The organism is Lysinibacillus sp. NPDC097868, assembly GCF_044761135.1.
Classification (GTDB): Bacteria; Bacillota; Bacilli; order Bacillales_A; family Planococcaceae; genus Lysinibacillus.
In genome coordinates this window covers 40,847-66,390 of sequence record NZ_JBIWBS010000001.1, presented here as the reverse complement: position 1 = coordinate 66,390, position 25,544 = coordinate 40,847, and the positions used below count along the sequence as shown (strand labels likewise).

The window sequence follows — 25,544 nt, the reverse complement described above, 5'->3', positions numbered from 1 at the left end:
TTGTTTATTTACGGGAGGTAATGGACTATGAAGTACGGAATTGTGGCTTTTCCATCAAAAAAATTGCAAGATTTAGCGAACACGTATCGCAAACGTTACGATCCGCATTATGCAAAGATTACACCGCATATGACATTAAAGGACAGCTTTGATGCAACGGAAGAGGATATTCAATCCATCGTGAAGCAATTAGATGACATTGCTGCCAATCATGCACCTTTAAGCATTCACGCATCACGCATTAGTTCGTTTTTCCCAACAACAAATGCGATTTATTTCCGCATCGAACCAACTGAACAATTACAAGCATTCCATCGTGTGATTGAAGAAAAAATTCCTTTTGGGGATTCTAAACATGTTTTTGTCCCACACATTACAATTGCACAAAAAATGACTGATTCAGAGCATGATGATATTTTTGGCCAACTCCGCATGACAGGGGTTGATGAAAAAGATACTATTGATCGTATTCATCTTTTATATCAATTGGAAGATGGGTCATGGACAACATATGAAACATTCCGATTGACTGGAGCTGAATAATTTTTGTATAACGTTAAGATTGTTGAAACAGAGAAAGAACATGGCGATGCATTTGCTGTTCGAAAAAAGGTTTTTGTAGAGGAACAAGGTGTTCCACTTCATTTAGAATGTGATGCGCAAGATGACACAGCAACACATTTCATTATGTATGAGGGCGATGAACCTGTTGGTGCTGCTCGTCTCCGTAGCATTGAAGAACATACTGCAAAAATTGAACGCGTATGTATTTTGCAAAGTCAGCGCGGCAAAAAACTGGGCGCCTTAATAATGAAGGAGATGGAAAACTACGCGACTTCCATTGACCAGAAGAAATTAAAACTTCATGCGCAAAGCTACGCTGTTCCTTTTTACGAAAAGCTTGGCTATACGGTAACATCTCCAGAATTTATGGATGCCGGTATACCACATCGAGCAATGGAAAAAATGATTTAATTAATAGGTGTTACGATATGCCAAAGCATAATCGTAACACCTTTTTTTATTTCTTAGAAAATAGTTTTCTATTTTAAGTAGCCATTTAAGCTCTTTTATATATTAAATAATGCTAGCTTTCAGCATTACTTCATCATTTTAGCAAGCTTGTCGAAGTCTAGTGAAGCACCATCTTGAATAATAGACTTTACTATTTTATCTTCAAGCTCTTGTGTGATTTGTCTATTAGACACTTTGCCAACACGACGTACAATTTTTCTTACTTGTTTTTCATTGGTAAAATCAGCATGTTGAATTGCATTTGCTAATGCAAAGATTTCATCCATTGAAACGCCTGTCTTTTGCTCAATCGAATTAAAAAACGAGCGATGCATGTTCCCCCTCCTATCAATTCCACCTCAACATCATTGTCGCTAATGATTTGTAGCGCATAGCTTTTGCACAAAACAAATATGACAACGGTTGGGGGCTTTAACCTAATTTAGTAAGCTATTTATATACTCACAGAATTAAAGTTAAAGCCTAAATAATATAAAACATTTTATAAATCACTAATTGCTAGAAAATTAGTTAACGAAAGTAGCACCAACAATAATTAGAAGAATGAATAGGACAACTATTAAGACAAACGTTGAGCCATAGCCACTATTGTTATTACCTCCACAATAATTATTGTTCCAGCTATTCATCCCTGCATAAGGTTGTGCACACCAGCCCTGATATCCCATAAAAGCACCCCTCCCTTCTACAACCTATAATATGTAAAGTTGCAGATTAGAGAGGGGTATTCGTCTAGTCAATATTCCCTTTTGGTTTAAAAATTAATGCTCCTATAAAACCAAAAACAATAGCAGCGCTGATTCCTGAGCTTGTTACTTCAAACATTCCAGTTAACACGCCTACTAATCCATGTTTTTCTGCTTCCGCCATTGCACCATGTGTTAAGGAGTTACCGAATGATGTAATAGGTACTGTAGCACCTGCACCCGCCAAATGAATTAGCGGCTCGTATAAACCCATTCCATCTAAAATGGCACCAACGACAACTAACGTACTTAATGTATGTGCTGGTGTCAATTTACCAACATCCATTAATAATTGACCAATAACACAGAAAATGCCTCCTACAATAAATGCAAAAATAAATGTCGTAACCATGCTGTTGCCTCATTTCATTGTAATTTCTATCGCATGTGCCGTACATGGAATTGTTTCTTTTTGTTGGAATGAAAGTGGAGATAGTAGCGCACCTGTCGCAACAAGAAGCACACGTTTATATGTGCCTGCTCGGAGTTCTTGAATAACATAACTAAAAAAAACAGCCGCTGAACAGCCTGCTCCACTTGCCCCAGATTGAAATGCTTCATCTTGACCGTAAAATTCTGCTCCAGCATCGCGTAAAAGTGTTAGTTCTTCATTTTTTATGCCACTCTCAACAAGCATCCCTTTAAGAAGTTTTAAGCCAAGCTGTCCTAAATCACCCGTTAAAATTAAATCATAATGATAAATTTCTTGTTTACGCTCCTCAAGATGAGACTTAATTGTTTGAAAGGCTGCAGGTGCCATGGCAGCGCCCATATGAAATGGATCATCCATCCCATAATCAATAACCTTTCCAACTGTCGCCGCTTCAATACATGGAGCGTCTTCTCGATGTTTACCAATAAGTGCATACCCAGCAGCCGTTACTGTCCACTGCGCCGTTTGAGGTTTTTGTGCCCCATAATTGATAGGATAGCGAAATTGGCGTTCAATCGCATTATGCTGACTTGAAGCACCGGCAATTGATAAATTCGCTGCTCCAAGCTCTGTTAAAAGGCTAGCTACAATAACAGCAGAAACAGAGGTAGCACATGCTGAAAATAGTCCGATAAAAGGGATGGCTAATTCCCTTGCAGCAAAATTAGTAGGTGTCATTTGATTAACTAAATCGCCACCTAATAAAAAATCGACTTCTCCAGTTGTGATCTCACCTTTTTTCAGCACAATTTCACATGCTTCTTCAATCATTTTTCGATGGCCTTGTTCATTTGTTTCCATTTGCCAGCGCTCATCGTCGTAAATTGTATCAAAATATTGTTTAAACGTACTACGATCTTCTAACGGTCCTGCCACCACGCCACCAGCTAACAACGATGGTTTTGATGGAAATATGATTACCATGAAACCACCCCTATCGTCACAAGAATATATTTAATAAGTGCTACAAAAAATGCAGATACTACTCCAAATAACACAACAGATCCAGCTAATTTGAATAAGTTGCCGCCAACACCAAGTACGAGACCTTCAGATTTATGTTCAATTGCAGCCGATATAACGGCGTTACCAAACCCTGTAACTGGCACTGCCGAACCAGCTCCAGCGAATTGACCAATTTTTTTGTATAAACCTAAGCCAGTCAGGATCATTGCGAAAAACACCATTGTTGCTACCGTTGGATTCCCCGCAGTTGCTTCCGTGAAATTAAAGAAAACCATATAAAAAAGAGAAACTGCTTGTCCGATTGTACAAATTAGACCTCCTACTATGAATGCTTTTACAGCATTTTTTAAGTAGGGTGGAGTCGGTGTTATATTTTGCTCAAGTTTTTGATATTGCTCTTTTTCCATTATGTTTCCTCCTTTGCAAGCTTCTCTAGCTCAGTAATTTTTTCGCTTAGTTTATTATCTTCAAGTTGATCCTTTTTTATTTTATTTGCTTCATAAAATATTTTATAATCGGCTGAAACGGAAATTTCTTTGTTAGGATATTTTTCATCAAACTTCTTTTGTAGTTTTTTCTCTAATTTAGTCTTATTCCATTTTTTTATTGGTTTAATTTGCACTGCTACAAGCATTTTATCGTCATATTGAATAACAGTTGATTTTTCAACAAATTTTTCTTCTTTTAATAAGGACTCAAGCTCTTCTTCGTTTTGCGGAGAACCATAGACAATAAATTTTTCTTTTTCCGTGCATCCAATAAGCAATGTCATACAGACTAATAGAGGCAACATCATTCTTAATAACCTCAAGTATTTACCCTCCTTTTCTTCACAGTTTCTCCACACAGAAAAAAACTATTCATTTGAATAAGTAAACGAAAGCCCGATTCCTTATTTTAAAAGTACATATTGTAGAAGTAGTTAGAAAGAAAGGAGGTGACGATATGGGTTGTGGTAAACCAACAAATCCTATTGGACCTATCCATTCAGCAGGCTGCGTTTGTGACGTAGTTCGTGCAATTTTAGATATTCAAAATCAAGCGGTGCGAGATGAGTGTTCCCCATGTACAGCAAATTGTTTCTTAGAACCACTAGGCGGGATTGTAAGTCCTGCACGTTCAGCAGCAGATACACGCGTATTCATGTTAATTACAAAAGACGGTACTCCATTTAAAGCATTCTTTAGCTCACCATCAGCAGATCCATGTAAATGTACATCAGTATTTTTCCGTGTCGAAGATATGTTTGATGAATGCTGTGCTACTTTACGTGTTTTAGAACCTTTATGTACTTATGATTCTACTGAAAGCACAGTTGACTTATTAAGTCGTGATGGCTGCTGCGTCAATATGAAGAAAATTTGTAAAGTAGATGATTGGAACTCAACTGATAGCTGTATTACTGTGGATCTATCTTGTTTCTGCGCTGTACAATGTATCGCTGATGTTGACTTAGGGATTTGTGATTAAGTCTTTCTCCTTTGACACACTACACATAAAAAAAAAGTGTACAGCATCCTCTGCTGTACACTTTTTTTATAATGTTGGCAATTGTTTTCCTCGCCATAATATTTGTTCAATATCTTCAAAGTAAATAATTTCTTGCGTATTGAATTCCCTCGACGTCAACATAAGTGAATCAACTTGCATATCAGAGGCAGTTCCACTCAACTTTCTGCCATCTTTTAAACTAATTAATAATGGCTGATAGGCCTTTTGACGAAATGGTTTTTCCAAAAAATGTAACTGTTTAATTATATATTCATCAATTTGTTCTTGTACTTGTATTTCTACTTTATCTTCACTTTGTTTTGGCAACGTTTCTTCTTCACTCGACTCGTTTTCATATTGATCCCTTACATACACAGACGTACTTTCATCCAAATCAAGTTCATGTAGCATTTTGGAAATGTTTAAGAAATAAGTTGGTGATTTTATATATAAGCGTGGCTCTCGCTCCACAATTATCACTTCCCTTTTTTCCCTACAATATGCAAAAATGAAGAAATTGGTTCTTAGCCTATTTGACTTAAAAACATTGTCGCTAGTCCTAAATAAATTAAAATACTTGTAATATCATTTAACGTTGTAATAAACGGACCTGATGCAACAGCTGGATCAATTTTCATACGATGCATCAATAATGGGATAAATGATCCAGCAAGAGTTGCCACTAAAATAGAACCACAAATAGCTGCACCTACAAGCATGCCTAATATTAATTCGTTTTTCCATATATATACAATACCGATTACAATGATACCACAAACAATACCAGTCAAAATTCCAGTACCAGCCTCTCGAAGTAACAGTTTCATTTTGCTATGTTCTTCAACGTCACCTGTAGCAATACCTCGAATGGCAACAGCCAATGCTTGTGTCCCACTATTCCCTGATGTACCCGAGATAAGTGGAATAAAGACAGCCAGTAGCGCAACCTTATCTAATGTATCTTCAAACTGCCCCATTAAATTCGCTGTTAGCATGCCTAAAAACAATAATACGACAAGCCATGGCAATCGTTTTTTCGCCGCTTGCCAAGGACTTGTATCAAATTTATCCATATCTGAAATACCCGCTAATTTAGAGTAATCCTCAGATGCTTCTTCATCAATAACATCGATAATATCATCGACTGTAATAATCCCCAAAAGCTCACCTTTATCATCAATAACCGGTGTCGCCAAGAAATTATAATCTTTCATAATTTGTGCTACTTCCTCTTGGTCATCTCCAACATGTACCATTACAACTCGTTCATTCATAATTGAGCGAATAAGTGTATCTTCGTCTGCAATAATTAAATCACGTAGAGAAATAACACCTGTAAGTCGATGTGCCTCATCCACTACGAAAATATAATAAATCGTTTCGGCATTCGGTGCCTCTTTACGTAATATCGCCATGGCCGAACGAACTGTAGAATTTTCAGGAATGGCAACGTATTCAGTTGTCATAATAGAACCAGCTGTATATTCATCGTAGCTCAAAAGCTCATTAATCTCTCCAGCTGTTTCTTCATCCATCATGCCTAAGTAGCTTTCTCGTTGTTGCATATCCAGCTCATTTAAGACATCTGCGGCATCATCTGCATACATATGGGACAGCATTTCTGCACCATATGCGGGGTCCATCTCTGCTAAATATGCTTTATATTCATCATCATCTAATTCGATTGCCTCAAAAATATCAGCCATTTCCGTCGGAGACAAGTACGAATAGATGATCTTTCGTATATCAGGCTCCACCTTTTCATAAAACGTTGCCTGATCATATGGATGAAGTTCTAAAAACTCATCACGGAATGCGGTAATATTATTGGTCTCGAGCATACCTCGTAAATGTGCCTCGTCGAATTGCACATCATCCTTTTCATTTCTTTCCTCTATCATGCTTGTCCCCTCCTTCCGAGCGTTGAATTCATTTTACACACGTTGATGTAAATCTACCTTTTATATAATAGTGTGCATGTACGGTTTGTGCAAACTCTTTTTTTAGATAACATCAACTTTCTACTATACTATACCCTACAATTGCTTATTTTTCTGTTAACATGCTATTAAGATAATTATTTTTAGTAAAAATGATAAGGAGATGCCCGTTTATGCGAACACCTCCTCAATTATTTAATATTTGTTGCATATCATCCTTTATCGGACTAGTGAAATAATGCTTCTCTTTTGTTAGAGGGTGCTGCAAACATAACGATACGCAATGTAATGCTTGCCGATCTATCAGTTCGCGACTCCCTCCATATAAATCATCACCAACGAGCGGATGACCCAAATAACTCATATGCACACGAATTTGGTGTGTTCGACCTGTATGCAACTTTAAGCGAATATGAGTCATCGGCTCTCCTTGAACAGAAAAACGCTGTAACACTGTTACATCCGTGTGAGCATATTGGCCATCCTGTCGTACCTCACGCTCAATAATACTTGTTTCTTTTCGTCCAATGGGCGCCACGATAGACTGCCAATCTTCTGCTAAATGTCCATGTACAATTGCTTCATATTCACGTGACACTTCACCAAGGCGTTGGGCTAGACCCATCAGATGATGAATATGCGCATGTTTCGCAATGCATAACAAGCCGGATGTATCCCGGTCAAGTCTTGTTACAACATGAATGGTAGAAGCTAAACTCTGTTGTTCGAAATAGCCGCAAACATCATTTGCAATACTTTTAGTTGGATGCTCACGAGATGGAATGGTACTTTGATGTGCTGGTTTATCGAGCACTAACAGAGCCTCATCCTCGTAAATAACAGCAAGCTTGCCATATTCAATAGCAAGCCCATCACTTTTCTCTTCTGGTGGGAATTTTACTTCTACCTGATCGCCTATATGAAGAGGGTAACGTACATTATGTTCGGTACCATTGATCGTCAATAAACCCCCTTCAAATTTAATAGCTGTTAAGGCTCGTTTGGATATTTGCCACTCAGCTAAAGCTTCACGTAATAATTGGCCATCCTTTTCCGCTAGAAAACGGAGCGTAAAACGTGTATCGCTATTATTCATTGGCAACAAATGATTCATGCACACGTTCCCAGAATGGAAAAGGTCTAAAGCGTGCAAAGCGAACTTTTTCATTGGCTACATTAAAAGCAATGGATTTCACATCGCCTTGTGTAACTTGAATATGATCAACTGTCATATTAAAGTTTTGCTCATTAACTGGACGTAAAACACAGTGATGATGTGCTGGTAAAATCAATGGTGAGCCAACTGTACGGAAAACACGATTATTTATAGATGCTATTTCAGTAATTTGAAGCGCCGCTAATGTTGGATGAATAATAGCTCCTCCAAGGGCTTTGTTATAGGCTGTACTACCTGAAGGTGTCGAAACACAAAGACCGTCGCCACGGAATCGCTCAAACTGATTCCCGTTTAACTCTACATCCATTACGAGCGTAACATCCGGTGATTTCACCGTCGCTTCGTTTAATGCCAAATAAGTATTGGAATCTGTATTATGATGCTCTACTTTTACTTCCAGTAATGGATACTCGACAACATTAAAATCCTTCTTGGCAATGGATAACACCAATTTCTCTAATTCCGAAGGCTTCCAATCCGCATAAAATCCTAAATGACCTGTATGAATACCGACAAACGCAACCTGATCTAGCAAATGTGAGTAACGATGGAAGGCATGTAATAACGTTCCGTCCCCACCTATTGATACAACAATTTCAGGCGTCTCTTCATCATATGTTAATCCAAAATCTTGCAAATATGTTTTTGCTAGCTCCATTAATTCATTTGATTGTGCATCTCTACGTGATTGAATGGAAAATTTCATTGTGAGTCACGCTCCTTCTCTGATAGTAAACTAGGATTCGATGCCTCTTTATATTCACTAAAATAGGCCTGCGCTTCTTGAATTTCACTACGGATCGATGACATTTCTTCATCCAACCGGAATGCAGCCTCTGCGGCACTTTGCAGACGATTCTTTATTTCCTCTGGAAACATGCCTTTATATTTGTAATTTAGTGAATGTTCTATTGATGCCCAAAAATTCATAGCTAATGTACGAATTTGAATCTCAGCTAGCACTACCTTTTTTCCTTGAATGGTTTCAACGGGGTATTCCACAATCATATGATGTGAACGGTAACCACTTGGTTTACTATGGGTGATATAATCGCGCTCTTCAACAACGCGCATATCCTTACGTTGTCGTATTAGCTCTGTCACAGTCGAAATATCATCTACAAATTGGCACATAATACGAACACCCGCAATATCGCCAAGCTCGTCGCCAAGTTGTTTCGAAGGTTCAAAGGCTAGTCCTTTTTCTAACGTTTTATCGTAAATGCTTGCCAGTGGCTTTACTCGTCCTGTAACAAATTCTATTGGAGAATTTGCATTGACAATGCCAAACTGGGAACGCATACCTTTTAATTTTATTTTTAACTCATCTACTGCTTGTTTATAAGGACTTAAAAAAATCTCCCATTGTCCCATCGCTAAAACCTCCCGACATTCGGTATCGAACAAAAGCAACACCGTCTGTTCGTTTTGTCTTTTTATTCAGCGAGAACTGCCTTGAAGTGTTGTTCCACTGCCTGAACAAATTCTGCTCCGTAATTGTAATTTCCTTCAATATTATACACGAGCATTTCCAATTCATCGTAAAAATTTGTAAGTTCAATTACTTCCTCATCTATTTTTAACATTGGGTTTTGCTTAGCTTGTAAAATATGTACAAGATTCTCCCAACTAGTCAGTGGAAAACGCAAATAATGATAGTCCTCTCCTGCATCAAGTAAATAAATAAAAGCAAAATCATCAGAGTCTGCAATTAATTGAGCAGCAGGCTTTAACTGTAAATTTTTATTATTGTCGTTTAAACTAAAATGAGGTTGCTGGTTTTCAAAATAAAATGATTCTATTGTATATATTTTACGCACATGTGGGTCCCCTTTTCGTCGTTCTCTTCCTCTTATTTTATCATATGGGGTAAATAGTTGCAGTGTGTAATTGCAAAACTACAAGTAAACTCAGGTTAAAAATCTATTACGTCTCGGTGTATGTGCATCCAGATTATTTTCGGGCCTATTTGAAAAGCTCTTCTTAAAATCTGAGACCACCGCAAGAGACCTTAAACTTGATTCAGCTGGGGTTTGAGCCTTCACTGAATCAGGTGTAAATTTGGCGGACTTCTGCTGAATCAAGTTTAAATACTAATAATAAAGGGTGAGCATACATGGCACAACAACTTGAAATTGAATTTAAAAATGTGTTAACCAAACAACAATATGAGCAATTGCTAGAAGATTTCCAAATCGAAAAAAATGCTATTCATCGTCAAACAAATCATTATTTCGACACACCATCTAATGCTATTCGAAAATTGCAAAGTGGGCTACGTATTCGAATAATAGACAATTATTATGAATGTACATTAAAAGAAAAATCTTCAAAACATGTACATTTAGAGACGACGGACGAATTAACTGCAGCGCATGCCGAAAAAATGCTTGCAGGTCAAGGCTTTTATGCGCCCGAAGTTGCAAAAAGACTAGCGATACACAATATTCCACTAGAGCAGTTAGCAGTGTTCGGTTCACTTACAACAGATCGTGTCGAAATTCCTTATAAAGACGGACTTCTTGTATTTGATCATTCTTTTTATTTGCAGTGTGACGATTATGAGGTAGAATATGAATCAAAAGATGAAATAAAAGGAAATGCAATCTTCGACGAATTTCTACAGCAATATGGTATAGAAAAACAAATGGCTGAAAAAAAGATCGCCCGCTTTATGAAAGCACTACAATCAATTAAGAAACAATAATTACAGCTACTTAATAGTACAAACGAAAGGGTGACCAACTAATTGGATATCCAATCTTTAAGAACGATGCTTGAAATTCAGGCACTGCAAACACTTGGTTCTACAGAAAATACTTCATCCAATTCTTTCACAAACAGCAATTCATTATTTTCTGATATGATTGAAGAAATGTTAGGCGATGCCACAACAACTAACAGTGCAAAATTATCTAGTCTACTTGGAATGAGCTCATCAAGCTCTACAAATTTCATGGATCAGCTTAGTAGTTTAACAGGCATGTCTGGAGGGACAACAAATAACTCGCTCCAATCATTGCTCTATAGTGGATCAAATTCAGTATATATACCTGCTTCTATCCAGGCTACGTTAGCAAAAATGCAATCCAGCACTAGTCTTGATTCCTATGTATCAGATGATGTTATTGGATCAACTGCCTATGCAAATTCACTTGCTGGAGCAAACAAATACGGCGATATTATTGACAAGGCTGCAGCTACCTATAATGTACCTGCCAAGCTTATTGCAGCCGTTATAAAGCAAGAGTCTAACTTTAACGCATTAGCTGTCAGTAATGCAGGAGCACAAGGCTTGATGCAATTAATGCCTAAGACAGCACAATTTTTAGGTGTAACGAATTCCTTTGATCCTGAACAAAATATTATGGCAGGAGCCAAATATTTGCGTCAAATGCTCGATAAATTCGATAATGACCCAACACTTGCGTTGGCAGCATATAATGCTGGTGCTTCTCGTGTAACAAAATATAATGGAATCCCACCATTTAAAGAAACACAGAATTATGTCAAAAAAGTGATGAATTACTACACTGTATAAATCGCATAAAACCTGTAATTACGGTCTTTTTCAGCAAATTTCACCCTTGTTGGTGAAATTTGTGCTTTTCTAGCGAAAACATTTCCAAAGTGCTCTTTGTTTGTGTAAACGAATGGACGTTGATAGAATGAAGGTAGTCACAAGATATTCACATTTTTCTATTCAACATAGTATTAGCTAAAATTGTACATCAACATATTGATTTGCACTTTACGATATACTTCCTATAAAGAATAAAAGGAGCATTTACTTATGAGTCGAAAATACACTGTTCCTTATGAGGAGCTGGGCGCTGAAAAACTTTCTGAACTCATACATGCGTTCTATAAAAGAGTTGCACAGCATCCTGAACTTATACCAATCTTCCCAAAAGATTTAACAGAGACAGCACGCAAGCAAATTCAATTTCAAACACAGTATTTAGGCGGTCCAAATCTTTTTACTGAAGAGCACGGACATCCAATGATGCGTGCGCGTCATATGAATTTTCCAATTACACCCGATCGTGCCCAAGCTTGGCTAGAATGTATGGCCGAAGCAATGGATGAAGTTGGCTTGGAAGGAAAGTTCCGTGAAACCTATTACCACCGTTTAGTATTAACAGCTCATCACATGATTAATACACCTAATGACGATGAGGGGGAATTATTACGTGAATAATATTCAAATGTTGCAAGAACCAACACCGACGATTTCTACTGCTAATAAGCCAATTGAATTGTATATTTTCGTAGATCCACTTTGTCCTGAAGCTTTTAGTATGCAATCCATCATTCGTAAACTTCAACTAGAGTACAATCATTATTTCTCATGGCGCATTGTATTAAGCACAGAGCTATCTTCGCTTAATTGTCTGAGCAAGCGCATGAAAGGTTGTGAATCAGGGATTGAACTGGATATTAATCACCCTGTTTTACCTTCTATAGCTATAAAGGCGGCAGAGTTACAGGGTAAACGCGCAGGAGCTCGTTATTTGTCGAAATTACAGGAATATGTTGTACTGAACCATCAAGATGTAAATTCCTATGCAACGCTTTTAAAAATAGCAGAGGATGTTCAATTAGATATGAATGAATTTGTGGTAGACTTTGGTTCAAAAGAAGCCGCACGCGCCTTCCAATGCGATTTGTATATAAAGCGGGAAATGGAAGTGGATGAAGTACCTAGCATCGTATTTTTCAATGAATGCATTGAAGATGAAGGTCTAAAAGTGAGTGGTAGCTATTCCTATGAAGTTTATGAACATATTTTAGAAGAGATGATGAACGAGCAGCTTATACGCCAAACGTTACCAACCATTGAAGAGTTGTTTTCAAAGTTTCAAACACTTTCTACAAATGACATAGCTTTTATTTATTCATTAACAGAACAAGCAGCTGAACGTGAATTAAAAAAACGTATGCTGCAACAAAAGATAGAACGTATTCAAACAGATCACGCTACACTATGGCGTCTTAAATAATGCAATTATACTTTTATTCCAAAAGGTTAGGAACTCGCTCATTATATGACAGAGACCTATCCTTTTTTTTGTTTTATAAAACTGGTAATTAGATTAGTTGATTTTCTACTGCTAAGCAAAGCACTGCCTCAAAAACATTATTGATAGTAGAAAGGTTGTTTCAATAGTCTTAGCAATAAAATAATGCACCTCTTGCAAAAATAGTAAAAGAGATAGTTAGTAAAAAAACTACTAAAGGCACAAAAAAGGTTTGCTGATAGCAACAAAGACCTAAAATAAAAGAGACGCCTCTATCCTCGACAGATAGAGACGCCTCTTTTTCACAAAGGGGATGGGAGAAATGTTCACGTTCAAACAAAGGGGTGTATGTTTGTTTTGTGATTTATTTCACAAGATTCACTTTATCATGGAATAATAAATTAAGCAATGTATCCTGCTTTAGATTCACAAATTTGTCATATAGAAAGCGATTACAATACAGTATTTTTTCAAGATGGTTACTTTTTTTCATTTGTAAATCTAAGAAAAACATTATTAATTATTTTTTTCTAGAATGATCTATTCTACTTAGCAAAGAAAATGGCTGTAGTAATCTTACTACAGCCATACAAATTAATTATTTAACAATAACTTTTCAAGTTCATTTAACCGTTGTTCAAATACGTTACAAGCATCATCAATTGGTTTTGCCACATTCATATCAACACCTGCTGCTTTTAGCACTTCAATTGGGAAGTCAGAGCAACCAGCTTTTAAGAAGTTATTAATATAACGTTCTACAGCAGGTTCACCTTCCTCCAAAATTTGCTTACTTAATGCAGTGGCAGCAGATTTTCCAGTAGCATATTGATATACATAATAATTGTAATAGAAATGCGGAATACGTGCCCATTCCAGACCGATTTCCTCATCAATTACGATTGCATCTCCAAAATAAAGCTTATTTAAATTATAATATACTTCCGTTAAACGTTCCGCTGTTAATGATTCACCATTTTTGTCCATTTGGTGTATCATATGTTCGAATTCTGCAAACATTGTTTGTCGGAAAACCGTACTACGGAACTTGTCTAACCAATGGTTTAATAAATAAATTTTCTGCTGTGGATCTTCTATTGTTTTTAGCAGATAATCATTCAATAATTCTTCATTACATGTAGAGGCTACTTCAGCCACAAAAATTGAGTAATCCCCGTAGACATATGGCTGATTTTTACGCGTGTAATAACTGTGTACACTGTGTCCAAATTCATGCGCTAATGTGAATAAATTATCTACATTGTCCTGCCAGTTCATAAGAATGTAAGGATTTGTACCATAAGTACCAGATGAATAAGCACCACTAGTCTTCCCCTTGTTTTCCAAAACATCAACCCAACGATTATCGAAGCCACTTTGTACAATGCTTTGATACTCTTCACCGAGTGGTGCTAGCGCCTTCACTAAAATATCCTTAGCTTCCTCATATGGCACTTTCATGTCAACTTCCTGGACAAGTGGTGTAAATAAATCCCACATATGCAATTCATCCACACCTAATAACTTTTTACGCAAAGCAATATAACGCTGCATAGCTGGTAGATGCTTGTGAATTGTCTCTACTAATTGGTCATATACACTTTCTGGGATAAAGTTATTAGACATTGCAGCATGACGTGCAGAATCATAATTACGAATATTGGCACTGACATTATGTTTTTTTACATTGCCTGTCAATGTAGCAGCAAATGTATTTTTAAAATTACCATACGTTTCATACATCGCTTTAAATGCTGCTTCACGAACCGTTCTATTTTTACTTTCTAAAAACTTAATGTAATTACCATGTGTGAGCTGAACTTCTTCCCCATCCTCATTTTTCACTGTAGGGAAAACTAAATCCGCATTGTTCAACATGCCAAATGTATTTGAAGCAGTGCCTGTAACCTCAGCCATCTGCGCAAGTAATGCTTCTTGTTCAGCAGGTAGTACATGAGGACGAGTCATTGAAATTTCTTTTAATGATTGTTTGTATAATTGTAAATCTTGATTTTCTGCTAAATAGCTTTCGATTGTTTCTTCACTTAACGATAAAATTTCAGGCGTTAAAAATGATAGTGCCGTTGAAATATTGGTTGCTAGCGTTTGAATACGACCATACAAATCTTGATAAAAACTATTCGTTTTATCTTGGTCATTACGCATATGTGCATACGTATACAGTTTCATTGTACGCTGATAAATTTCATCGTAATATGTTAATACAGCTAATAAGGCATCGGAACCATTTTTTAAAGTACCTGCATAGCTAGGTGCTTTTTTTGCTAGTTCTGCGACCTTCTTAAACTCCTCTTCCCATAGTGCATCAGTGGCAAAAATATCTTCCAATCGCCAGGTTAACTCTACCGGTACTTCATTTCGCATTAAAACTCGATTGCTGTTACTAGCCATGAGCCAGCCCCCTTTATATATGACTTTGACTTTCCTTTACTCTAAACATTTTCTCAATATATTGCGACAATTGCAAATAATAATCTACCTACCTTTTCCTCCTCATGAGGTTTCTTAAACTTTTATGTGACTATACAAATGCTCATATACTTTTCCCAAAATTTCCATACTGCATTCTTTTTGAAGGAAACTATGCCCTAACAGCTTTCCATAGTTTTCAATAGCTTGCACTCTTAAATTTGTAGGCTCTAAATTGAGTAGCGTAAGAAACAATTGAATTTTTTCTTTACTCATCTCACATGGTAGTAACTGTCTTTTTCTGCAAAAATCCAACAAGATTGCTTGCCATTCAATTGAAAAAATCGGAATAGCTTTTGCATTTTTAACAGGTACGCCTATATAATTCGGCAACGCATTGAGTGAATATTTTAATTCATAGCAGCTTCGTAGAAAAAGGTCTTGAACGCCTTTTTTGCTTCGCATTAAACGTTGCTTCACATACTGTTGGCATATTCTTTTATAAATATGCCAGTAAACAATAAATGCTTCATACGTAATTGACTTCGGCTCATAAAATGGAAATTTCTGTGTTTCAAGTGGAATATAGAGTACGTTCGCTATAAAAGTATGCCCGTGAACATGAAGAAGATTCGTCCAATAATTAAATTTAGCTGCTCTTGCATCATATGTAACTAAATATGGCACATTGCTTGATGAATAACTAATAACGTTTTGGTGGATGGGAGAAATTCTAATTTTTTGAATAGCTTGCGGTGTATAATTGTTCTGTGGTGTTTGAAAAAGCCATAAAGCTTGGATATTATTTTTCTCATATCCTTCAGTTCGTAACTGCCAGTTTTCATTTGTTATCGCGCTACATTGATATTCAAGCGCAATCGGTCGTTGTTTGCTTTGTAGTAAAATATCCGGTCGTTGAGACAGTTTCGTTAAAAATGGCTCCAGCTCTACTGTATGCCTGAGTGATTTCAACCATTCAAATAATTGAATTTTTCCTCGCAAATGGAGCAGTGATTCTCCTTCCGAAAATCGTCGTTCACACGATTGGCTAGCAATATGAGCAAAATGCGGGATATTAAGCTGACCAATTTTTAATTGAACAGGCTGCTGACATTGAGGGCAAAAAAATTGTTGATACTGGCGATACTTTTGCAAAGCTTCTCTCGAATGTTGATATGAGACAAATAATTGCTGCTGCTCTGTATAGGCAATTAGCATATCAATCTTTCTCCTTTTTGCACCCATTGTAAATAAAGTTATCCTTTAAGCCAACTAAATATCTGCTTTTCTTTCAAATTTGATTTTTACCACTAAAAAAAAGACTGTAGGCATACTCAAATCTTTGAGTGTGCCTACAGTCTGAAAGGTCTTGATAACAATCAGAAGCTAAAAGATGTTAACTAAAGTATTTTCGAACAGTTTCAAAGCAATCGTATTCCATAATTTTTTCGCCATATTCCTCAAGACGATGAATTGTGAAATTGGAAGGGCTTAAAAACTCTTTAATGACTGCGTTCTTATCATGACGATTTAAATCGTCATCTGCGTTCGCAAAGTCTACTACTAAATAGTAACAACCTTCATATTTAAATAATGAGGAATCCACTAAATCGTCTGTCATCCGTTTTGCAACGGGGATTAACTCATCGATATCTTTAAATTTATAAACATAAATGTCTGTATCCATAAATAACTCTGATTCATCCATGTCACCAAATTGAGTTAATTGACTAAGAAGATCCTCTCCTACTTCGTCGAATGGGGCAAACATACTTTTTTGTTCATCATAATGTGAATGACCATCTAATGTTTCACCGTCTTTTAAAATATGTGCACGTGTGACAATGATTTCTAAGCCTACTTCCGACGCATTGATATGAATCCAAATCGGACCTTCTACATCAAAATAATCTTCCGTATTTACTTCATCAATCATATCCCAAAAAAGTTGCTCACCCTTTGCTCGGTTGTACCAAATTTCTTCACGACTATAGCCGCGATCCTCTATATCATTGTACGTAATAAAGAGCTTGAGTGTATTTTCATTTACACGTTCGATGTCCACTAGACCTCATCTCCCTTCACTGTCATTTGTCGAAAAACAGTATTATTTAATTAGTATGCTTTGATTCATTGTTTTTAACCTTCATACTCCCTTGTTTTTCAACCTTTGACCACACCACAGAAAGTCATCGAGTAACTGTAATCATAAATTTTTTTGTTCACAGTTGTCTCTAATTCTATTGTATGCTGTTCTTTCATAAAATGAAAAGGATATACACCATTTCAAAGAAGATATTTGAATTATTGAAATTGTAGTAAACTATTTTGATTAAATCAAGTTTAACATACTTTTAGGGAAATATATGACTTTAACCTATTAATTATTAGTTTTGTTTGAAGGTTTTTACATAAGTAAAACATAAAAAAATAGATGTCACAACATGCATGCTTCTGCATTTGTAACACCTAATACATTTATTCTATGCAATATAGGAGGATTTTAGTTCACCATGCGCTGTGCTTCTTGTAATTGATAAGCCCGAACCTTACGTGGTAAAAATCGTCGAATTTCATCTTCATTATAGCCTACTTGCAATCGTTTCTCGTCCAAAATAATTGGTCGTCGTAATAATCCTGGATATTCTTGAATTAGTTCATATAAGCGTTGTAATGGTAAGCTTTCAACATCTACATTTAACTTTTGGAATATTTTAGAACGAGTTGAAATGATTTCATCTGTTCCATCCTCCGTCATGCGTAAAATTTCTTTAATTTCACTAATGCTTAACGGTTCAGAAAAAATATTACGTTCTGTATATGGGATTTCATGCTCCTCTAACCATGCTTTCGCTTTACGACAAGACGTACAACTTGGTGATGTAAATAAAGTAACTATCATACTGACACATCCTTTCTCTTTGTATTCGTTATCTATAGACCATTTTGTTAAATTAGAATTAATGTAATGTAAAACTACAGTTCCATTATACAGCACTCAGCTGTATTTGAATATAGTTCCAAGGAAAAAAAGAATGCATAGTAAATGACTTTGTTACAAAATATTCTGTCTTTTAATACTACCTTAAAGTATCCTATTCCTTTGCATGTCCAACGAACTAATAATAATATTCCCATTAGCACATCATTTTAAACATGAATATACTGAAACTAGTTGTTCTCAATTAAAAAATACAAACGAGAATAATGTCACTTAGACATGTACAATTATGACGCAACATTCAAAATGTAGGTTGCTTTTTTTTACAAAACTAAAAAATTTCAGTCTAAAGTCTGACTTTTCAGGCTTGCATTTAGCTAAGTCTTTATACTATAATGTGGTGCAATAAGAAAAGCGCATTTGCGCAAAACATCTACATTAATAATGTAGTTAAAAACGCTGACGAAGAGTAGTACATATGCAATATACATGTATAGAGAGTCTGTGGTTGCTGGAAACAGATCATGTACGCATTTGGAATGGACTTCCGAGTTAGCTTTGTGAACGTACAAGTAAGCACTTGATACCTATTAGCAAAGCTCGTCTCTTCACGTTACGAAGCTAAGTGGCCTTTTAGGCAAGCAGGGTGGTACCGCGGATTCGAACATCATTCGTCCCTTCATTAGTAAATTCTAATGAGGACGCATGATGTTTTTTTATTTTTCGAAACCCGAGGAGGAACTTATTATGACAACAATTTTTTCAGGCGTACAGCCAACTGGTATTGTGACATTAGGAAATTATCTTGGTGCATTCAAGCAATTCCCAGCATTACAGGATGAAGGGAATGCCATTTATTGTATCGTTGATCAACATGCAATTACCGTTGCTCAAGATCCAAAGGAGCTACGTCAAAACATTCGTAATTTAGCTGCTACTTATATCGCTACTGGTATTGACCCACAAAAGTCAACACTATTCATCCAATCAGAAGTACCTGCACATGCGCAAGCAGGATGGATGCTACAATGCGTTGCTTCTATCGGTGAGCTAGAGCGTATGACGCAGTTCAAAGATAAATCACATGGTAAGGAAACGGTTTCTGCAGCTCTTTTAACATATCCACCATTAATGGCGGCTGACATTTTATTATATAACACGAATATTGTTCCTGTAGGGGACGATCAAAAGCAACATATTGAACTAACACGTGACCTTGCAGAGCGCTTTAACAAACGCTATGGTGAAGTTTTAACAATTCCTGAAATTCAATTACCAAAAGCAGGGGCTCGCATTAAATCATTACAAGAGCCTACAAAAAAAATGAGCAAGTCCGACCCAAATACAAAAGCAACAATTAAGCTATTAGATTCAGCTAAGGATATTGAGAAAAAAATCAAATCAGCAGTAACTGACTCTGATGGTATTGTGGCTTTTGATGTTGAAAATAAACCTGGCGTTTCGAATTTATTAACGATTGAATCGGCTATTACAGGTGTATCTATTGATGATTTAGTGAAAAGATATGATGGTATCGGTTATGGCGGCTTTAAACAAAGTGTGGCTACAGCAGTTATCGATCACCTTACACCAATTCAGGAAAGATTTTATAACCTTGTAGAATCATCTGAATTGGATATCATTTTAGATGAAGGCGCAGAAAAGGCAAATGCTATTGCGAGCGCAACTTTAAAGCGCATGGAACAAGCTATGGGCTTAGGCCGCACACGTCGTTAAGAAAGGAATTAGCATATGCACTGTGAACATTGTAATAAAGCAATCAAAGCCCTACTGTTAGAAAGTGACTTTGGTGCTGATCCATTATGGTGTGGCCATTGTCGCACTAATTTAGAATTAGAACAACTTCCTTTAGGTGATGTTTTATTAGCTGAGCTGACGACATGGATGTGTAAGTTTGGTGAATGGATTGATCTAGAAACAGATTCATTTATCGAAGGTATGGCATACTTAGCGAAAAATCATGATGCGCAAGGTGAAGACTTGGCCCAAAAAGTAGCAGTAGAATTAGCGGTGCCTGTAACATTTATACCTTATCTTTAAGATTAGTTGTTCGATCAAAACCAAAATCGAGCACAACGCTACAAAGCACAATACAGGCTCCAATTGCCATATAAAATTCTGTCGTATGCATAATAAATTTAAAGACAACCGACCAGGAATAACCAAGAGTCCGGTAATTCAAATATAAAATTAAATTGCCAATAGAAAGTATCATTAATCCATAGCTCATTAAAAATATAAAAAGACGAAACAAATAAACGGCATCCTTTCTATTTCTTCTTACTTTCTTTTCTATTCGCTAGCTTTTAAAAAAAGACGTCAGCCTAATAAATTAGGCTGACGTTTTTTATTATTCTTCAATTTTTTTAAATAATAGACTTGCGTTATGGCCACCAAAACCAAGTGAATTACTCATTGCATATTCAATGCTTGCTTCACGAGCTTCATTCGGCACATAATCTAAATCACACTCTGGGTCTGGCTCTGTTAAATTGATTGTCGGAGGTAAAATGCCCTCTTTCAATGCTAGTGCTGTAAAAATGGCTTCAACACCACCAGCTGCACCTAGTAAGTGACCTGTCATTGATTTAGTAGAGCTCATCGCTAATTTATAAGCGTGTTCTCCAAAAGCAGTTTTTACTGCTTGTGTTTCAAATAAATCATTGTATGGTGTACTTGTTCCATGTGCATTAATATAGCCAACTTGTGAAGGATCTACTCCACCGTCTTCTAAAGCTTGAATCATCGCACGTGCAGCACCTTCACCTTCTGGAGCTGGTGCAGTAATATGATGCGCATCTCCAGTTGAACCGTAACCAAGAACTTCTGCATAAATTTTTGCACCACGAGCTTTTGCATGTTCGTATTCTTCTAAAATAACAATCCCTGCACCTTCACCAATAATAAAGCCGTCACGGTTTTTATCGAATGGACGAGAAGCTGTTTGAGGATCCGTATTTAATGATAATGCTGTATTCGCACAGAAGCCTGCAACCGCCATCGTCACGATTGGTGATTCAGCTCCCCCTGAAATCATCACATCAGCATCGCCACGTTCAATTACTTTAAATGCATCACCAATTGAATTCGTACCTGATGCACAAGCTGTTACTGAACAAGAATTGATGCCCTTAGCTCCAAAGTGAATAGACACTTGACCTGAAGCCATATCTGGAATCATCATTGGAATAAAGAATGGACTAACACGTCTTGCACCACGCTCTTGGAACGTTAAAAATTGTTGTTCATATGTTTCCATGCCACCGATACCAGAGCCAATCCATACACCTGCACGTGGTGCTAACTCTTCATCGATTGTAAGCTGTGCATCTTCCATCGCCATAATAGACGCTGCTAGTGCATAGTGCGTGAAACGGTCCATTTTGCGAGCTTCTTTACGTTCAATATACTTTTCAATATCAAAGTCTTTTACTTCAGCAGCGATTTTGGCAGCAAATAGATCTTTATTTAAGCGCGTTAATTCACCAACGCCTGATTTACCAGCCTTGATGTTTGCCCATGTTTCTTCGATGCTATTCCCTAGTGGTGTAACAGCGCCAATTCCTGTAATTACTACTCGTCGTTTACTCATTGTCTTACTCCTCTCAAGCAATTTTCTATGTTATTTTCCCCATCTCATTGCAACGGCACCCCATGTTAAGCCACCGCCAAAACCGACAAGTACTAATAAATCATCATCTTTAATTTTACCTGCTTCAAGCTCTTCTACTAAAGAAATACCAATAGAAGCTGCTGATGTATTGCCATATTTGTGAATCGTTTTTGACATTTTTTCAGCGGGTAATGCTAAACGTTCACGTGCCGATTCCATAATTCGAATATTTGCTTGATGTGGAATTAAAAAATCAACATCTTCTTTTGTTAAACCAGCTTTGTCTAATACATTTACTGCTGATTCACCCATTTGACGTACAGCAAACTTAAATACTTCACGACCGTTCATCGCAATTGTCTCTTGCTGCGTTAAATAAAGATGTTTACCGCCCGTTCCGTCGGCTCCAAGCTCAAATGATAAAATCCCTCTACCTTCTGATACAGGACCCACAATGGCAGCACTTGCTCCATCACCAAATAAAACAGCCGTATTGCGATCTTCCCAATCAATGACTTTGGACAGTTTTTCAACACCTACTACTAAGACATATTTATAAGCGCTTGATTCTACAAATTGTTTTGCTGTCACTAAGCTATATATAAATCCTGCGCAAGCTGCTGCTTGGTCCATCGCTGCTGCATTTACAGCACCAATTTGCTCCTGAACCATACATGCTACACTTGGAAATGTTTGATCTTGTGTTACAGTTGCTACAAGTATTAATCCTATTTCTTCAGGTGTAATACCTGCTTTTGCAATAGCATCTTTCGCAGCTGCTACTGCTAAATCTGAAGTTTCTTGATTATCTGCAGCGAAATGACGTTCTTCAATTCCTGTACGAGTTCGAATCCATTCATCCGAAGTGTCCATAATTTTTTCTAAGTCAAAATTCGTAACGACCTTTTCAGGAACGTATCTGCCTAAACCTATAATACCTGCGTTCATATAGCAACCCCTCTGCTTTCTTACTATCAATTATTAGTAACTGGTCATAATTATAACTCATAATGAAGGAATGGTGCAAGGTGAATTAAATTTAGTATACCATAAGGTCCGTATAGAATTCGTTGATAGTCGTCGTTCAATCGCAGGTAAAAGTACTACTATCCCCGATTGAAGTCTCTTAATCACTGGTAAAACTTCTGTTATCGCCTTTAGAACTCGTTCAATCGCCGCATAAACAATTCTCTTCTGCCGACAAGCTAAAATGTTGTGACAAAATTGCCATAAATCACCGCTTAGAAAGCGCCACTTTTTGATAAAAGATTCTTTTTTTTTCGACTTATGTTATGATATGATAATGTATATGTAATAAAAAAGTTCGGTTGAGGTGAATTAAATGCAATATATCGTAACGTTCATATGGTCATTCTTACTAGTTTCAATGTTAAACTACGTAGTAAGTGCTGTAATCGGAGTACCATTTGATTTCCAAACTGGTGCGATCCTTTCAGTTGTATTCTCAGTACTTATTTTTGTTATTGGCGCAATCATTCCAAACGAGCCAACTCCAGAAGCTGCAGACCATCATTAATCAAAATCATAAAAAACCTGTCTCGCCTTATGCGAAACAGGTTTTTTTCTATTTATTGTTTTTCCACTACACACTGTCCATTATGCATTTTAACATGCAAAGTTTCTCCTGGTAGTACTTCGCCACGCAATAACTCCTTGGCAACTGCTGTTTCAATATAGCGTTGCACAAAGCGTTTTAATGGACGTGCCCCAAACTGTGGATCTGCTCCTTGTTCAACAACCCAATCGATTACTTCCTGAGCAACATCTAATGTAATTTCCTGCTCAGCTACACGTTTTACAAGCTGCTCAACATATTTCCAAGCAATCGCTGTGAAATGTTTTTCAGACAACGCATGGAACATAATAATATCGTCCATTCGGTTTAAAAGCTCTGGCTTAAAGTGCTGACGCAGTGCTGCCATAACTAAATCCTCGACATCAGCATCATCTTCTTGTGCTTCCATTAAATAGCTAGAGCCTATATTGGATGTTAAAATAACGACGGTATTCGTAAAGTTTACCATACGTCCTTGACTATCCGTAATGCGACCATCATCTAAAATTTGCAATAATATGTTCGCTACATCAGGATGAGCCTTTTCAATTTCATCGAGTAATACGACAGCATATGGATTACGGCGAACCGCTTCAGTTAATTGTCCACCTTCTTCATAGCCGATATATCCTGGAGGTGCACCAACGAGACGTGATACGCTATGTTTCTCCATATACTCACTCATATCAATACGAATAAAATGCTCCTCAGAATCAAACAACTGTGCAGCAAGTGCCTTAGCGAGCTCAGTTTTACCAACACCTGTTGGCCCAAGGAATAAAAAGCTACCAATTGGGCGATGTGGATCTTTAATGCCTGCTCGGGCACGCCATACCGCTTCTGTAACTAGCTGAACAGCATTATCCTGTCCTACAACCCGTTCATGTAACGTATCTTTTAAACGCAGTAATTTTTCGCGTTCACCTTCAACTAACTTTGTTACAGGGATACCTGTCCAACGAGATACAATTGAAGCAATCTCATCAGAAGTAACTTCCTCACGCAAAATACGTGTCTCACTACCTTTTTCTAAATGTTTTTCCATCTCTTGAAGCTCTTTTTCAAGGGCAGGAATTTTCCCATGTCGTAATTCAGCTGCTTTATTTAAATCATATTTACTTTCTGCTTCATCTAAATCACGACGGTATTTATCAAGTGATTCACGTTTTTTCTGGATGCCTTGCAATGCTTCTTTCTCTGCTTCCCATTGTTTACGCATACCTTCTGATGAATCTTTAAGTTTTGTTAACTCTTCTTGTAATTGCTCCAGACGTTTTTTACTAGCTTCATCTTTTTCCTTACGTAATGCTTGTTCTTCAATCTCTAATTGCATGATACGACGAGTCACCGCATCTAATTCTTGTGGCATTGAATCGATTTCTGTACGGATCATTGCACATGCCTCATCAATTAAATCAATCGCTTTATCTGGTAAAAAACGCTCTGTAATATAGCGATTTGAAAGCTCAGCAGCCGCTACAATAGCTCGATCATGAATACGTACTGCATGATGCAGCTCAAAGCGTTCTTTTAAGCCACGTAAAATAGAAACTGTATCTTCAATAGATGGTTCACGAACAAGCACTTGTTGGAAGCGGCGTTCTAAAGCAGGATCTTTTTCAATATACATACGATATTCGTCTAATGTCGTAGCTCCTATACAATGGAGTTCGCCACGTGCAAGCATAGGCTTTAACATATTTCCAGCATCCATTGCTCCGTCTGTTTTACCAGCACCAACAATTGTATGGATTTCATCGATAAATAAAATAATGCGCCCTTCAGATTCTTTTACCTCTTTTAGTACGCCTTTTAATCTTTCTTCAAATTGACCACGATAACTTGCTCCAGCTATTAATGCACTCATATCAAGCTCGTACAATACGCACTCTTTTAATCCTTCTGGAACATCACCTTTCACTATACGTTGTGCCAACCCTTCTACAATGGCTGTTTTACCTACTCCTGGTTCACCGATTAAAACCGGGTTATTTTTCGTTTTACGTGTTAAAATTCGAATCACATTGCGAATTTCTTCATCACGTCCAATTACAGGGTCCATTTTGCCGTTTTTCACTTCTTCAACTAAGTTACGACCAAATTGCTCTAATGGTTTTTTATCATCAGTTTGTTGAAATTGCATTGTAGCACTCC

The 25,544-nt window shown here is 37.0% G+C and carries 30 protein-coding genes and 1 other annotated feature; of the genes, 10 read left to right on the top strand and 20 right to left on the bottom strand.

The annotated features are described in order from the left end of the window. Window positions 1-27 precede the first annotated feature (27 nt). Both ACIQXJ_RS00305 and ACIQXJ_RS00300 read left to right on the top strand, forming a co-directional pair. Complete coding sequence (locus tag ACIQXJ_RS00305) at window positions 28-543, top strand: YjcG family protein (protein ID WP_403048430.1); 516 nt, start codon at window positions 28-30, stop codon at window positions 541-543. A 3-nt stretch (window positions 544-546) separates the two neighbouring features. Then, on the top strand, window positions 547-975 hold the full coding sequence (locus ACIQXJ_RS00300) for a GNAT family N-acetyltransferase (protein WP_401009776.1): 429 nt from the start codon (window positions 547-549) through the stop codon (window positions 973-975). Between the two features lie 125 nt (window positions 976-1,100). On the opposite strand, the gene ACIQXJ_RS00295 is transcribed toward ACIQXJ_RS00300, so the two are convergent. The 6 genes from ACIQXJ_RS00295 to ACIQXJ_RS00270 form a co-directional block, all read right to left on the bottom strand. Beyond that, window positions 1,101-1,349: a stage VI sporulation protein F gene (locus ACIQXJ_RS00295; RefSeq protein ID WP_340826260.1), complete on the bottom strand. Its 249-nt coding sequence runs from the start codon at window positions 1,347-1,349 to the stop codon at window positions 1,101-1,103. 192 nt (window positions 1,350-1,541) lie between these two features. Further along, complete coding sequence (locus ACIQXJ_RS00290; protein WP_401009779.1) at window positions 1,542-1,703, bottom strand: YjcZ family sporulation protein; 162 nt, start codon at window positions 1,701-1,703, stop codon at window positions 1,542-1,544. Window positions 1,704-1,767: 64 nt separating this feature from the next. Continuing rightward, window positions 1,768-2,133, bottom strand: a complete 366-nt coding sequence (gene spoVAE, locus ACIQXJ_RS00285) for a stage V sporulation protein AE (RefSeq protein WP_403048428.1) — start codon at window positions 2,131-2,133, stop codon at window positions 1,768-1,770. A gap of 9 nt (window positions 2,134-2,142) precedes the next feature. Next, window positions 2,143-3,138 carry a stage V sporulation protein AD gene (locus tag ACIQXJ_RS00280; RefSeq protein ID WP_403048427.1) on the bottom strand — a complete coding sequence of 332 codons (996 nt, stop codon included), beginning with the start codon at window positions 3,136-3,138 and terminating at the stop codon, window positions 2,143-2,145. After that, window positions 3,132-3,587, bottom strand: coding sequence for a stage V sporulation protein AC (spoVAC, locus tag ACIQXJ_RS00275; RefSeq protein ID WP_401009785.1), 456 nt, complete (start codon window positions 3,585-3,587; stop codon window positions 3,132-3,134). Before spoVAC ends, ACIQXJ_RS00280 begins: the two co-directional genes overlap by 7 nt. Further along, window positions 3,587-3,991 carry a hypothetical protein gene (locus ACIQXJ_RS00270; RefSeq protein WP_403048425.1) on the bottom strand — a complete coding sequence of 135 codons (405 nt, stop codon included), beginning with the start codon at window positions 3,989-3,991 and terminating at the stop codon, window positions 3,587-3,589. Before ACIQXJ_RS00270 ends, spoVAC begins: the two co-directional genes overlap by 1 nt. Before the next feature lie 134 nt (window positions 3,992-4,125). Here ACIQXJ_RS00270 and ACIQXJ_RS00265 point away from each other — a divergent pair, with 134 nt between their 5' ends. Further along, window positions 4,126-4,650, top strand: coding sequence for a CotY/CotZ family spore coat protein (locus ACIQXJ_RS00265; RefSeq protein WP_340826268.1), 525 nt, complete (start codon window positions 4,126-4,128; stop codon window positions 4,648-4,650). 66 nt (window positions 4,651-4,716) lie between these two features. Here ACIQXJ_RS00265 and ACIQXJ_RS00260 read toward each other — a convergent pair whose 3' ends face one another. The 6 genes from ACIQXJ_RS00260 to ACIQXJ_RS00235 all read right to left on the bottom strand — a co-directional run bounded on the left by ACIQXJ_RS00260 (window position 4,717) and on the right by ACIQXJ_RS00235 (window position 9,608). Continuing rightward, entirely contained in the window at window positions 4,717-5,142 is a 426-nt protein-coding gene (locus ACIQXJ_RS00260) for a hypothetical protein (RefSeq protein ID WP_403048423.1), read from the bottom strand. Between the two features lie 53 nt (window positions 5,143-5,195). Next, on the bottom strand, window positions 5,196-6,572 hold the full coding sequence (mgtE, locus tag ACIQXJ_RS00255) for a magnesium transporter (RefSeq protein WP_403048421.1): 1,377 nt from the start codon (window positions 6,570-6,572) through the stop codon (window positions 5,196-5,198). A 226-nt stretch (window positions 6,573-6,798) separates the two neighbouring features. Then, on the bottom strand, window positions 6,799-7,725 hold the full coding sequence (locus tag ACIQXJ_RS00250; protein ID WP_403048419.1) for an RluA family pseudouridine synthase: 927 nt from the start codon (window positions 7,723-7,725) through the stop codon (window positions 6,799-6,801). Further along, entirely contained in the window at window positions 7,700-8,494 is a 795-nt protein-coding gene (locus ACIQXJ_RS00245) for an NAD kinase (RefSeq protein WP_340826274.1), read from the bottom strand. Before ACIQXJ_RS00245 ends, ACIQXJ_RS00250 begins: the two co-directional genes overlap by 26 nt. Continuing rightward, complete coding sequence (gene yjbM / locus ACIQXJ_RS00240) at window positions 8,491-9,162, bottom strand: GTP diphosphokinase (RefSeq protein WP_340826276.1); 672 nt, start codon at window positions 9,160-9,162, stop codon at window positions 8,491-8,493. Before yjbM ends, ACIQXJ_RS00245 begins: the two co-directional genes overlap by 4 nt. Window positions 9,163-9,224: 62 nt before the next feature. Further along, on the bottom strand, window positions 9,225-9,608 hold the full coding sequence (locus tag ACIQXJ_RS00235; protein WP_173478077.1) for a UPF0738 family protein: 384 nt from the start codon (window positions 9,606-9,608) through the stop codon (window positions 9,225-9,227). A gap of 296 nt (window positions 9,609-9,904) precedes the next feature. Between ACIQXJ_RS00235 and ACIQXJ_RS00230 the strand changes: the two genes are divergently transcribed. The 4 genes from ACIQXJ_RS00230 (at window position 9,905) to ACIQXJ_RS00215 (ending at window position 12,791) form a co-directional block, all read left to right on the top strand. Then, entirely contained in the window at window positions 9,905-10,495 is a 591-nt protein-coding gene (locus ACIQXJ_RS00230; protein WP_403048417.1) for a CYTH domain-containing protein, read from the top strand. 42 nt (window positions 10,496-10,537) lie between these two features. Continuing rightward, a complete protein-coding gene (locus ACIQXJ_RS00225) occupies window positions 10,538-11,329 on the top strand; it encodes a lytic transglycosylase domain-containing protein (RefSeq protein WP_403048415.1) in 792 nt (263 codons plus the stop codon). 252 nt (window positions 11,330-11,581) lie between these two features. After that, window positions 11,582-11,989 carry a globin domain-containing protein gene (locus ACIQXJ_RS00220; protein WP_173478079.1) on the top strand — a complete coding sequence of 136 codons (408 nt, stop codon included), beginning with the start codon at window positions 11,582-11,584 and terminating at the stop codon, window positions 11,987-11,989. Beyond that, on the top strand, window positions 11,982-12,791 hold the full coding sequence (locus ACIQXJ_RS00215; protein ID WP_340826282.1) for a ClpXP adapter SpxH family protein: 810 nt from the start codon (window positions 11,982-11,984) through the stop codon (window positions 12,789-12,791). Before ACIQXJ_RS00220 ends, ACIQXJ_RS00215 begins: the two co-directional genes overlap by 8 nt. Window positions 12,792-13,403: 612 nt before the next feature. Here ACIQXJ_RS00215 and pepF read toward each other — a convergent pair. From pepF to spxA, 4 genes are all read right to left on the bottom strand, one after another. Then, window positions 13,404-15,221 (bottom strand): oligoendopeptidase F, encoded by a 1,818-nt coding sequence (gene pepF, locus ACIQXJ_RS00210; protein WP_403048413.1) that lies wholly within the window; start codon window positions 15,219-15,221, stop codon window positions 13,404-13,406. A gap of 114 nt (window positions 15,222-15,335) precedes the next feature. After that, the gene (locus ACIQXJ_RS00205) at window positions 15,336-16,457 is read right to left on the bottom strand and encodes a competence protein CoiA (RefSeq protein WP_403048411.1); all 1,122 of its coding nucleotides are present in this window, start codon (window positions 16,455-16,457) and stop codon (window positions 15,336-15,338) included. Window positions 16,458-16,635: 178 nt separating this feature from the next. Then, window positions 16,636-17,304, bottom strand: a complete 669-nt coding sequence (gene mecA, locus ACIQXJ_RS00200) for an adaptor protein MecA (protein WP_340826286.1) — start codon at window positions 17,302-17,304, stop codon at window positions 16,636-16,638. Between the two features lie 438 nt (window positions 17,305-17,742). Continuing rightward, window positions 17,743-18,138 carry a transcriptional regulator SpxA gene (gene spxA, locus ACIQXJ_RS00195; RefSeq protein WP_024362527.1) on the bottom strand — a complete coding sequence of 132 codons (396 nt, stop codon included), beginning with the start codon at window positions 18,136-18,138 and terminating at the stop codon, window positions 17,743-17,745. Window positions 18,139-18,630: 492 nt separating this feature from the next. Next, window positions 18,631-18,862 (top strand) — a binding site (T-box leader). A gap of 65 nt (window positions 18,863-18,927) precedes the next feature. Between spxA and trpS the strand changes: the two genes are divergently transcribed. Both trpS and ACIQXJ_RS00185 read left to right on the top strand, forming a co-directional pair. Further along, window positions 18,928-19,917: a tryptophan--tRNA ligase gene (gene trpS / locus ACIQXJ_RS00190; protein WP_403048409.1), complete on the top strand. Its 990-nt coding sequence runs from the start codon at window positions 18,928-18,930 to the stop codon at window positions 19,915-19,917. Window positions 19,918-19,932: 15 nt separating this feature from the next. Further along, window positions 19,933-20,241 carry a hypothetical protein gene (locus tag ACIQXJ_RS00185; protein WP_403048407.1) on the top strand — a complete coding sequence of 103 codons (309 nt, stop codon included), beginning with the start codon at window positions 19,933-19,935 and terminating at the stop codon, window positions 20,239-20,241. On the opposite strand, the gene ACIQXJ_RS24095 is transcribed toward ACIQXJ_RS00185, so the two are convergent. From ACIQXJ_RS24095 to ACIQXJ_RS00175, 3 genes are all read right to left on the bottom strand, one after another. Continuing rightward, complete coding sequence (locus ACIQXJ_RS24095) at window positions 20,225-20,455, bottom strand: YuzI family membrane protein (protein ID WP_483869679.1); 231 nt, start codon at window positions 20,453-20,455, stop codon at window positions 20,225-20,227. The two genes, ACIQXJ_RS00185 and ACIQXJ_RS24095, sit on opposite strands and share 17 nt — an antisense overlap. Window positions 20,456-20,551: 96 nt before the next feature. Next, window positions 20,552-21,793, bottom strand: coding sequence for a beta-ketoacyl-ACP synthase II (gene fabF / locus ACIQXJ_RS00180; RefSeq protein WP_401009811.1), 1,242 nt, complete (start codon window positions 21,791-21,793; stop codon window positions 20,552-20,554). Between the two features lie 30 nt (window positions 21,794-21,823). Further along, window positions 21,824-22,762 (bottom strand): beta-ketoacyl-ACP synthase III, encoded by a 939-nt coding sequence (locus tag ACIQXJ_RS00175; protein ID WP_340826293.1) that lies wholly within the window; start codon window positions 22,760-22,762, stop codon window positions 21,824-21,826. A gap of 394 nt (window positions 22,763-23,156) precedes the next feature. Between ACIQXJ_RS00175 and ACIQXJ_RS00170 the strand changes: the two genes are divergently transcribed. Continuing rightward, the gene (locus tag ACIQXJ_RS00170; protein WP_024362521.1) at window positions 23,157-23,351 is read left to right on the top strand and encodes a YjzD family protein; all 195 of its coding nucleotides are present in this window, start codon (window positions 23,157-23,159) and stop codon (window positions 23,349-23,351) included. 52 nt (window positions 23,352-23,403) lie between these two features. Here the strand turns inward: ACIQXJ_RS00170 and ACIQXJ_RS00165 are convergent, their stop codons facing one another. After that, window positions 23,404-25,533 carry an ATP-dependent Clp protease ATP-binding subunit gene (locus tag ACIQXJ_RS00165; protein ID WP_403048405.1) on the bottom strand — a complete coding sequence of 710 codons (2,130 nt, stop codon included), beginning with the start codon at window positions 25,531-25,533 and terminating at the stop codon, window positions 23,404-23,406. Window positions 25,534-25,544 lie beyond the last annotated feature (11 nt).